9 protein-coding genes and 1 riboswitch are annotated in these 9,717 nt (G+C 67.7%); of the genes, 5 read left to right on the top strand and 4 right to left on the bottom strand.

Going from position 1 to position 9,717, the window contains the following annotated elements; genetic code table 11:
- The 3 genes from DBR34_RS09880 to DBR34_RS09870 form a co-directional block, all read right to left on the bottom strand.
- A partial coding sequence (locus tag DBR34_RS09880; protein ID WP_258223794.1) for a hypothetical protein occupies window positions 1-726 on the bottom strand: 726 nt, incomplete at its 3' end.
- Between the two features lie 103 nt (window positions 727-829).
- A complete protein-coding gene (locus DBR34_RS09875) occupies window positions 830-1,453 on the bottom strand; it encodes an autotransporter outer membrane beta-barrel domain-containing protein (protein ID WP_128096672.1) in 624 nt (207 codons plus the stop codon).
- A gap of 479 nt (window positions 1,454-1,932) precedes the next feature.
- Window positions 1,933-2,571 (bottom strand): outer membrane beta-barrel protein, encoded by a 639-nt coding sequence (locus tag DBR34_RS09870; protein WP_128096658.1) that lies wholly within the window; start codon window positions 2,569-2,571, stop codon window positions 1,933-1,935.
- A gap of 160 nt (window positions 2,572-2,731) precedes the next feature.
- Window positions 2,732-2,877: riboswitch (FMN riboswitch) on the top strand.
- A gap of 75 nt (window positions 2,878-2,952) precedes the next feature.
- Between DBR34_RS09870 and DBR34_RS09865 the strand changes: the two genes are divergently transcribed.
- The 5 genes from DBR34_RS09865 to thiL all read left to right on the top strand — a co-directional run bounded on the left by DBR34_RS09865 (window position 2,953) and on the right by thiL (window position 6,952).
- The gene (locus DBR34_RS09865; protein WP_128096657.1) at window positions 2,953-3,579 is read left to right on the top strand and encodes a riboflavin synthase; all 627 of its coding nucleotides are present in this window, start codon (window positions 2,953-2,955) and stop codon (window positions 3,577-3,579) included.
- Entirely contained in the window at window positions 3,576-4,673 is a 1,098-nt protein-coding gene (gene ribB / locus DBR34_RS09860; protein WP_128096656.1) for a 3,4-dihydroxy-2-butanone-4-phosphate synthase, read from the top strand. The genes DBR34_RS09865 and ribB overlap by 4 nt, the downstream gene beginning before the upstream one ends.
- A gap of 186 nt (window positions 4,674-4,859) precedes the next feature.
- A complete protein-coding gene (gene ribH, locus DBR34_RS09855) occupies window positions 4,860-5,327 on the top strand; it encodes a 6,7-dimethyl-8-ribityllumazine synthase (protein ID WP_038690522.1) in 468 nt (155 codons plus the stop codon).
- Complete coding sequence (gene nusB / locus DBR34_RS09850; RefSeq protein ID WP_128096655.1) at window positions 5,324-5,803, top strand: transcription antitermination factor NusB; 480 nt, start codon at window positions 5,324-5,326, stop codon at window positions 5,801-5,803. Before ribH ends, nusB begins: the two co-directional genes overlap by 4 nt.
- A 183-nt stretch (window positions 5,804-5,986) precedes the next feature.
- A complete protein-coding gene (thiL, locus tag DBR34_RS09845) occupies window positions 5,987-6,952 on the top strand; it encodes a thiamine-phosphate kinase (RefSeq protein WP_128096654.1) in 966 nt (321 codons plus the stop codon).
- Window positions 6,953-7,031: 79 nt separating this feature from the next.
- Here thiL and DBR34_RS09840 read toward each other — a convergent pair whose 3' ends face one another.
- The gene (locus tag DBR34_RS09840; RefSeq protein WP_128096653.1) at window positions 7,032-9,425 is read right to left on the bottom strand and encodes an autotransporter outer membrane beta-barrel domain-containing protein; all 2,394 of its coding nucleotides are present in this window, start codon (window positions 9,423-9,425) and stop codon (window positions 7,032-7,034) included.
- Between the last annotated feature and the right edge of the window lie 292 nt (window positions 9,426-9,717).

Here is a 9,717-nt window from a genome sequence, read left to right as displayed (position 1 = left end):
GTGCTGCTGCAACAGCAGATCGCAGCTGGCCACGCCGGTGACCGCCGGTGCGTCCTTCGCGGCGGCCTCCTGCTGCCACGCATCGAACGGCAGCAGCGCATCCACCACCGGCGCCACCAGCGCGTCGAGGTTGCCGCTGTACCAGTAGCCGTTGTCCTTGGCCGGGTACAGATCCACGGTGCCGAGCACCTCGCGGCGTGGACCGCTGCCGAGTGCGGCCACGTAGGCGTCGGTGAAGCGCTTCAAGCCGGCCGGGGTGTTGTCGGCCACGCTTGCGTCGAACAACGGGCGCAGGCCATCCAGCGCCGTCACCTGGCAGCTGAACGCGACCGTGGCGACCTTCGCGCCGTCCACGGCGTCGTTGTCGCGCAGGGTGCTGCGCTGCGCACGGCAGTGGGTCTTGCCCAGGTTGGCGGCCACCACGGCGGGCATCGCCTTGATCCGCGCGTCATCGGTACCTGCCGCCGTGAGCAGGCCCTGCAACGGCGAAGCGAGTGCGGTGGCGAAAGTTCCCTTGTTGAATTCGATCGGGTCCTGGCCGTCATAGGCCGGGCGCAGCGCGTCGTTGAGCGTGCGCGCCGCTGCCGCGTCGTCTTCCAGCATCATCCGTGCGTACAGATCGAAGGTCTGTTCGGGCGTCAGCGGTGCGGCGGGTGTCGCCGCCGATGCCAGCAATGGGCTGCACAGCAGCAGGGAAGTGGCGAGCGCGCGGGGAATGTGTTTCATGGTCAGCGTCCAATGCAGGGCGCGGAAGCCTAGCGCATTTTCATGCGCACACGGATGGGGTATTCACCGCCATCCGTGCGGTGCCCATGATGGGCAGGGCCGATCAGAAGCTCAGGCGCAGGCCGGCGGTGTATTCGAAGGAGCGGCCGTAGGCTTCCACTTCCATTACCCAGCCCACGCGCGGGGTGTAATTGAACTGTCCACCCAGCTGGCCGACCCAGTTGCCGTCGACATCGCTGCCGTCCAGGTAACCGGCCTTCGCCCACGCTTCGGTGCGCGGCGACGGCTTGCCGCGCACGCCCACGGTGGCCCGGCCAAGGTTGGTGTGGTACTTGCTGCGGTAGGTCGGGAGGCCGTCGAATGTGTACTTCGTCTCGGCATTGCGGCGCACCCAGCTGATGTCGCTGGTGAAATCGATGCGGTCGCTCATCGGCATGTGGTAGCCCACGCCCAGGTAGGGCTGCTCCAGGGTCACCTTGCTGCGGGCGCCGTCGAAGCCGAACGTATCGGACACGCGGCTGTAGCCGCCGAACACATGGACCTGCTCGGCGATCGCGAACGATCCGCGGATGAAACCACCGCCGGCTTCCGGATCGCCGGCCGCGCTGTCATGTACCTGCAGGCCAGCCCAGCCGCCTTCCACATAGGTATAGCTCAGGCCGTCGGCGGCCGATGCCGCGAGCGGCGCCATGGCCAGCACACTGGCCAGGATCAGGGTGTTGCGCATCTGCATGCAGTCCTCTCGATGTTGATGTCCGTGTCGGCCGGTCCGTCATGGACCGGCAGTGGCGACCTCGTGTCGTCCACGCGATTCTAACAACGCCGTCGACGCAGGCCGCCAGTGCCTGCACCGGCGCGTTTCATGATGCGTTCAAACGCACGCCCTCGATGCATAGCGCGCAGCGCAAAAAAGGTGCTTCTCCCATCTTGAGGAAGCCTGCTGTTGCGAGGGCCGTCTCAGCGTGGGCACGACGCTACGCGGGTGGGCGCCGTTTGAATCGGCTGGCGTCTCCGGTCGGGCCGGTCGCGGCCGTGAGGGCCCCGCAGCAGCCGGTAGGCCCCCAGCGCCCGACCCGCCGACGGCTGCGCCTGGAAAGCGTCAAAGCACGTTTCTGCTTGCCCGGCATAGGGGCGAATCACCAAAAAAAACGGGCCCCTTTCGGGACCCGTTCGATCACGGCGCAGCGGCGAACCGCCGCAGCCCGATCAGAAACTCGCGCGGACGCCCACCGAATACTGGGTGACTTCGTCGTACGCCTGCACTTCGCCCACCAGACCCCAGGTCGGGGTGAAGTTGACCTGGCCACCGAGGGTGCCGGTCCAGGTGCCATCCATGTCGCTGCCGTCGATGTAGCCGGCCTTCAGCCAGGCTTCGGTACGCGGCGAGGGCTTGCCACGCACGCCCAGGGTGGCGCGGGCGGCGTTGGTGTGTTCCTTGAAGCGATCAAAGTCGGTGCCGTCGAACGAACGCTTGAATTCGTTGTTGATGCGCAGCCAGGCCAGGTCGGTGGTGAAGTCGACGCGGTCGCTCATCGGCATGTGGTAGCCGATGCCCAGCTCCGGCTGGCTCAGGTCCTGCTCGATACGCACGTCGGTGCCGTAGTAGTCGTAGCGGTAGGTCTTGGACACGGTGCTGTAGGCACCGAAGACGTGCACCTGTTCGGCGATGGCGAACGAACCACGGATGTAACCGCCGTCCAGCTTCGGCTTGGAAGGGGCGCCGTTGCGGTCCAGCTGCAGCTGGGTCCAGCCACCTTCCACGTAGGTGTAGCTCAGGCCTTCGGCCGCGACGGCGGAAAGCGGGGCAGCGGCCAGCAGGGCGGCGGCCAGGAGAATCTTGCGCATGCAGGTTCCTTGGTGGGTATTGAGGTCCATTTCAGCCGGCCCTTCACTGGGCGGCAGGAGCGGCGATCACTGCCGCGCGAGCGGATTTTAACCAGAACTTCACAAAAAGCGAGCAGTCAGCTTGCCCTGTTACAATGGCCGCGCCGGTTCGCCGGTACACAAACGTCTTCAGGGCGGGGTGCGATTCCCCACCGGCGGTAGGTGCGCAAGCACGAGCCCGCGAGCGCTTCCGGCCTCTGCCGGAAGGTCAGCAGATCCGGTCCGATGCCGGAGCCGACGGTATAGTCCGGATGAAAGAAGACGGTGCGACCGGGCCCTGGGCTCGGTGTGCACCTATATGCCTTGCGGCGTTTTTCGCTCACTTTTCGCGGAGAACGTTCCTTGTTTACTGGAATCATCGAAGGCGTCGGCCGTCTGGCCGCACGCGACACCCTCGGCGGCGACGTCCGCTTTACTTTCAACGTGGGCACCCTGCCGTTCGACAACGTGCAGATGGGCGAGAGCATCGCCATCAATGGCGTCTGCCTGACCGTCATCGCCTACGACGCCACGTCCTTCCAGGCGGACGCGTCCACCGAGACCCTGGGCCTGACCACGCTGGGCCAGCTGGCCGACGGCGCGGTGATCAACCTTGAACGCGCCATGCGCCCGACCGACCGCCTCGGCGGCCATCTGGTCAGCGGCCACGTCGATGGTCTGGGCCAGGTGTTGTCCATCCATGACGATGCCCGCGCCCAGCGCTGGCGCTTCGCCGCGCCGGCCGCGCTGCTGCGCTACATCGCCAAGAAAGGCTCGATCTCCGTGGATGGCGTCAGCCTGACCGTCAACGAGGTCGATGCGCAGGGCTTCGAGGTCGCGCTGATCCCGCATACCGTGGCCAACACTGCCTTCGCCGCCACCGGCGTGGGCAGTGCGGTCAACCTGGAAATCGATCTGGTGGCCCGCTATGTGGAACGGTTGATCAGCGTGCCGGCCACCGGTGCGCATGTACAAGGAGATGCGGCATGAACTTCGCCCCCATTCCGGACATCCTGGACGACATCCGCCTCGGCCGCATGGTGGTCATCGTCGATGACGAAGACCGCGAGAACGAAGGCGACCTGATCATGGCCGCCGAGCTGGTCAAGCCGTCGGACATCAACTTCATGGTCACCCACGGCCGTGGCCTGGTGTGCCTGCCGCTCACCCGCGAGCGCGCCGCCGACCTGGGCCTGGCACCGATGGTCCAGGCCAACACCGCGCAGTTCCAGACCAACTTCACGGTCAGCATCGAGGCGGCCGAGGGCGTCACCACCGGCATCTCGGCCTACGACCGCGCGCACACCATCCGCACGGCGGTGAAGCCGGATGCCAGGCCGGCCGACCTGCACCAGCCGGGCCACATCTTCCCGCTGATCGCCCAGCCGGGCGGCGTGCTCACCCGCGCCGGGCATACCGAGGCGGGCGTGGACCTGGCCATGCTCGCCGGGCTGGAGCCGGCCGGCGTGCTGGTGGAAATCCTCAACCCGGATGGCAGCATGGCGCGCCGCCCGGAGCTGGAGGTGTTCGCCCGCGAGCACGGCCTGAAGATGGGCTCGATCGCCGACCTGATCGCCTACCGCCTGGCCACCGAGAAGACGGTCGAGCGCGTGGACGAGCGCGAGATCGACACCGAGTTCGGCCCCTTCAAGCTGGTCACCTACCGTGACCGGATTGCCCACGACCTGCATTTCGCCCTGGTCCGCGGTACCCCGGACACCGAGCCCACGCTGGTCCGGGTGCCGGTGGAAAACCCGCTGGCCGACCTGCTGCCCTGGCGCCGCGACGACTTCGGCGTGGCCTCCACCGACGCCCTGCGCGCCATTGCCGCCGCCGAGCGCGGGGTGATGGTGGTGCTGTCGGCCCCGCGCGACACCAACAGCCTGCTGGCCCGCCTGCGCCAGCAGCCGGCCCCGGTGACCCCGGGCAAGGACAAGGATGTGAGCCAGTGGCGCCGCAACGGCGCCGGCGCGCAGATCCTGTCCGACCTGGGCCTGGGCAAGCTGCGCGTGCTGGGCACCCCCCGCCGCCAGATCGGCCTGGCCGGGTACGGGCTGGAAGTGGTGGAAACGGTCACCCCCTGACCGACCGCCCCGTAGAGCCGGGCTCTGCCCGGCTACCCCTGGCCACCGCGCACCGCCAGCCGGGCAGAGCCCGGCTCTACGTGGCTTTCCCCCGACCACCGCGCACCGCCACCCGGGCAGCCGCCTGTCCGGCGTAACCGGCCCGCCCGCGTTAAACTAGTCAACCTTTTGGACCCCACGCCGAACATGAGCCACTACGAAGGCGACCTCCGTACTCCGGAAAAGGCCCGTTTCGCCATCCTCGCCAGCCGCTGGAATGCCCGCATCACCGACGTGCTGGTGGCTGGCGCGCGGCAGAGCCTGGCCGGCAACGGCATCGACGAAGCCGCCATCGACGTGATCCGCGTGCCCGGCGCATGGGAACTGCCGCTGGTGGCCGCCCGCCTGGCCGCCGCGCATGAACATGCCGCGATCATCGCCCTGGGCTGTGTGATCCGTGGCGACACCCGCCACTACGAACACGTGGCCGATGGCTGCGCCGAAGGCCTGATGCGCGTGCAGCTGGATTTCGGCGTGCCGGTGCTCAATGGCGTGCTCGCCGTGGAACGCGCCGAGGATGCCGAGGCCCGTGCCGGTGGCAGCCATGGCAACAAGGGGGAGGAAGCCGCACTGACGGCGTTGGAAATGGTCAATCTTCTGGAGCAGTTGCCGTGAACAAGTCGAACCCGGGCAAGCCCTCCGGTAAACCCGTCCGCCGTGATGGCATCGACCCCGTGCTGCGCTCGCGCGCGCGCCGTCGTGCCCTGCAGGCGATCTATGCGTGGCAGATTTCCGGGGGCAACGCGCAGACCGTGATTGCCCAGTTTGCCCACGAGCAGGCGCGCGAAATCGCCGACCTGGCCTACTTTGAAGCGCTGATCCACGGCGTGCTGGACAACCGCAAGGACCTGGACGAGGCGCTGACCCCGTACCTGGACCGCAGCATCGACGAAGTGGACGCCATCGAACGCGCCGCGCTGCGCGTGGCCGCCTTCGAAATGCGCTACCGCCTGGACGTGCCGTACCGCGTGGTGATCAACGAAGCCATCGAATCGGCCAAACGCTTTGGTTCCGAGCACGGCCACACCTACGTCAACGGCGTGCTGGATCGCGCAGCGGTCGAGTGGCGCAAGGCCGAATCCGGTCACTGACCGGCCTGCGGTAGTGCCGGCCGCTGGCCGGCAGCTGCCGGGATGCTGAGGTTGCCGGCCAGCGGCCGGCACTACCGACAACCGCACGCAGCGCGGCAGGCATAACCGCCCATCGCGCGCCGCGCGGCACGTACAACCGGCCCCACCGCGCGCTGCGCGGCACGCACAACCGCGGGAGCGCCCATGTCCCTTGCCGAATTCGCCCTGATCGACCGCATCCGTGCCCGCACCGCCGAGCGCGACGACGTGGTGCTCGGCATCGGCGACGACGCCGCGCTGCTGCAGCCGCGGCCGAACGAACAGCTGGTGGTCACCGCCGACACCCTCAACAGCGGCGTGCATTTCCCGGCCGAGACCATGCCCTTCGACATCGGCTGGAAGACCCTGGCGGTCAACCTGTCCGACCTGGCGGCCATGGGCGCACGCCCGGCGTGGTGCACGCTGGCGCTGTCGCTCCCCGACGCGCACCCGGACTGGATCGAATCGTTCGCCGACGGCTTCTTCGCCCTGGCCGACGAACACGCCATCGCGCTGATCGGTGGTGATACCACGCGGGGCCCGCTGTCTCTTTCGGTCACGGCGATGGGGCAGGTAGCCCGCGGTCAGGCGCTGCGCCGCGACCGCGCCCAGGTGGGCGATGACATCTGGGTCAGTGGCACCCTCGGTGATGCCGCCGGTGCGCTGCAGTTGTGGCAGCGCGGCGAGTTGAACATCGCCACCGCCACCGTGCTGGGCGATTACGAAGCGCTGCGGCAGCGACTGCTGCGGCCCACCCCGCGGGTCACCCTGGGGCTGCGTCTGCGTGCGTTCGCACATGCCGCCGTGGATGTCTCCGACGGCCTGCTGGCCGACCTGGGCCACATCACCACGCGCAGTGGCGTGGGCGCCGAAGTGGATGCCGATGCCCTGCCGCTGTCACCGGCCCTGCGTGCGGTGCTCGGTCGCGATGCCGCGCGTGGCTGCGCCCTGCGCGGCGGCGACGATTACGAACTGTGCTTCACCGCCGCCGCCGACCAGCGCGACGCGCTGCATGCCGTGGCCGAATCGCTGCGGCTGCCGCTCACCCGCATCGGCCGCATCGTCGAAGGGCAGGGCGTGCAGTGCGAAGGCGAAACCGGCCCGGGCGGTTACCAGCACTTCGCTGGTTGAGCCGGGCAGAGCCCCATTCGCCCGGGTAGTGCCGGCCGCTGGCCGGCTCCCGACCCACCCACCGTGGCAAGCCAACCGCTCACCAGCGGTACGACATCCCCAGGTTCGCCGTGGCCTCGCGATACCCATGGTCACCGCGCATCACGCCCAGCCCGCCCCAACCACTCAGTCCCGAGCGGAACTCCACCCGTCCACCGGCGCTGACCTCGTACCGGTTGCGCGGCAGGCTGGCCTGCAGCACGTCGTCATCGAAGGCCATGCCGTTGCTGCTGCCATCGCGGTACCAGTTCACCGCCAGGTACGGGCTCACCGCCGCACCCACCGTGGCACGGGACTCGCCCTGCAGGCGCAGGCCCAGGCGGCCCGACAACCCGTCGTCGCCCACGCTGCGCACGATGGTGCCGTTGCGTTCGGTGTGCCGGTCGGTAGTGGCATCGGTGTACACCAGCTGCAACTCCGGCTGCAGGCGCAACGCGGTGTTGCCGATCTGCCCGATGTCGAAGCGATAGCCCGCTTCCAGCGACGACTGCCAGATGTCCGAGTCGTAGCGTTCCTCGGCCAGGCCTTCGCCCTGCACGCGGTTGCGGAACTGCCCGCGCTGCACGCTGGCATCCACATACAGCGCGTCGGTGTTCCAGTTGCCGTACACGCCCAGCGCGCCGCCTTCGACCTTGCCGCGTGCGCTGTAGCCGGTCAGCTGCGAACGCGAGGTCGCGCTGGATTGCGCCAGCGTGCCCATCACACCCACGCGGCCACGACCGTTGTCGAACACGCCCACATCGGCGCCCAGCTGCAGGCGCGAGCGGTCCACGCGCAGATCCAGCTGATCTTCCACCGCCGACAGCTTGCTCTGCGTGCCATCCACCCGCGCCCAGCCGCGCACGCCGTCGATGGCGGTGCTGCCGCCCTGGCGGTCGCGCCACTGGTGCCGCAGCAGCTGGTCCATGGCGAACTGGTTGGCCAGGTACGCGCCGGCTTCCGGGCGCAGCACCGGCGACGGCGGGTCGACCGGATCGATCGGGTCGACCGGCTTGCACTCCGGCAGGCTCGGATCCACCAGGCACGGGTCCGGCCCGGCGGCCAGGTCCGAGCGCAGGTACCAGTTGCCGTTGGCGTCCTTCACCAGGAAGTACTCGTACTGCCCACCCACGGCGCGGCCGACCAGGTCGAACTGCGCGTTGGACGCACCGCCGATATCGATCAGCTCGATGCCACGATCGGTCTTCGCCCCGGTGCCGCCGGCATTGGTCACGCGCACATTGGCCTGGCCGTTGGCATCGCCGGTGATGACCAGCTTGTCGCTGGCCGAGGTGTCGTCGCCCAGCTGGGTGTTGAACGCCAACGTGCCGCCATCGCCGGTGAAGCTATCAACGGTGAGCGTGTTGAACGTAGTGCCATCGCCCAGCCCGATGGTGCCGGTGCTGCCCAGCGCCAGGCGGCCCACACTGCTGTCGCCGGTCAGCAGCCAGGTGCTGTTGTCGTCGATGCTGGCCGAGGTCACGTTGAAAAAGCGGCCGTCGATCTGCGCCTTGTTGCGCAGGGCAACATCCAGCGTGCCGTTTACTGTGCCGGGATCGAAGGTGATGTTGCCGGCCAGACGTGCGTTGTCCACGGTAAAGGCCACGTCGGCGCGCCCCATTGCTGGCGTCTCCCGGGCCACGAGCAGCAGGTTGCCGTCGCCGCCGATGAGCTGTGATCCATTGCTGACGGTGATGTCGTAGCGCTTGTCCGAACCAAGGGGGCGAACATGGATGGCTGCGCCGTGTCCGGACTCCAGCGTGGAATCATCAATGCTCAGGCGCAGGCGTTCGGGAGCACTGACCGTACCGCTGAGCAACGCGCCAACGTTGGCGGCGACGATGTGGGACTTGTTGAGAATATCCACCTGCCCGAACAACAGCCGAACGCCCAGGCCGCTGTTGTATGGTTGACTGGTATCGGGCGCATCCTCGACGCGGATGGTCGTGCCGCTGATCCGCGCAGAGGAAGTACGCGCGCCCCCACCCGCGGGGCCTGAACTAAGATCCACGCCGACGGACACGGTGTTGCTCGGAGCCTGGCCCGCCGTGGTGACAATCACCTCACTGTTCTCAAGCCGCGCTTCTGAGTTACCGCCGTCAAGCTGAATGGTTCCCAGGAAGCGACTGTTGACGGCCCCAAAGATGGCGTCGTCACGGAGCTCTACGGCCGTATACCCTGTGCCACTGCGGACAACTTCGGCATTCTCGAGCGTCACGGTAGAGGTGCCCCCGGCGGAAATGCGAAGTGTCTTTCCACCCACCACCGCCAGCTGTGAATTGTTGATCAGACGCCAGGCCTCCGGCGTGTCTCCCGGGTTGACCACGGCACTCTCATCGTCGAGGTCGCCGGCAAAGGCAATCCCCATGGGCAGCGTGCTCAAGGCGAGCAGCAGGCTGGCGGCCAGCGGGCGCAGCGTCGGCAGGTGGGTGGAGGAAACGGTGCGACGGTTCATATGTCTATCCTTGCGGTAGAAAGTGCAAAGGGTCCGGAACCGTCTCGCCTGGGCGGCGACGTCAGCCTCAGCGTATAGGTCGAGATCACGTGTGATGGGCGTGATCTCGAGTTGAAGGCGACAGTCTCGGGAACTGAGGCCAGTGTGTCCTTCCCGCGCACCCCGTCCCATGCAACTAGTTGCAAACGTCGATTGAGTCGATTGGTTGGATGGTTTCGATTCAGGGGGCGAATGAAGATGGGCTACCCACCGCGCCCACCCTGCCGCTCACCAGCGGTAGGACATCCCAAGA

The sequence above is a fragment of the Stenotrophomonas sp. HMWF003 genome (assembly GCF_003061285.1).
In the GTDB taxonomy this organism is placed as follows: Bacteria; Pseudomonadota; Gammaproteobacteria; order Xanthomonadales; family Xanthomonadaceae; genus Stenotrophomonas; species Stenotrophomonas maltophilia_AP.
This window is presented reverse-complemented; position numbering and strand designations above follow the sequence as displayed.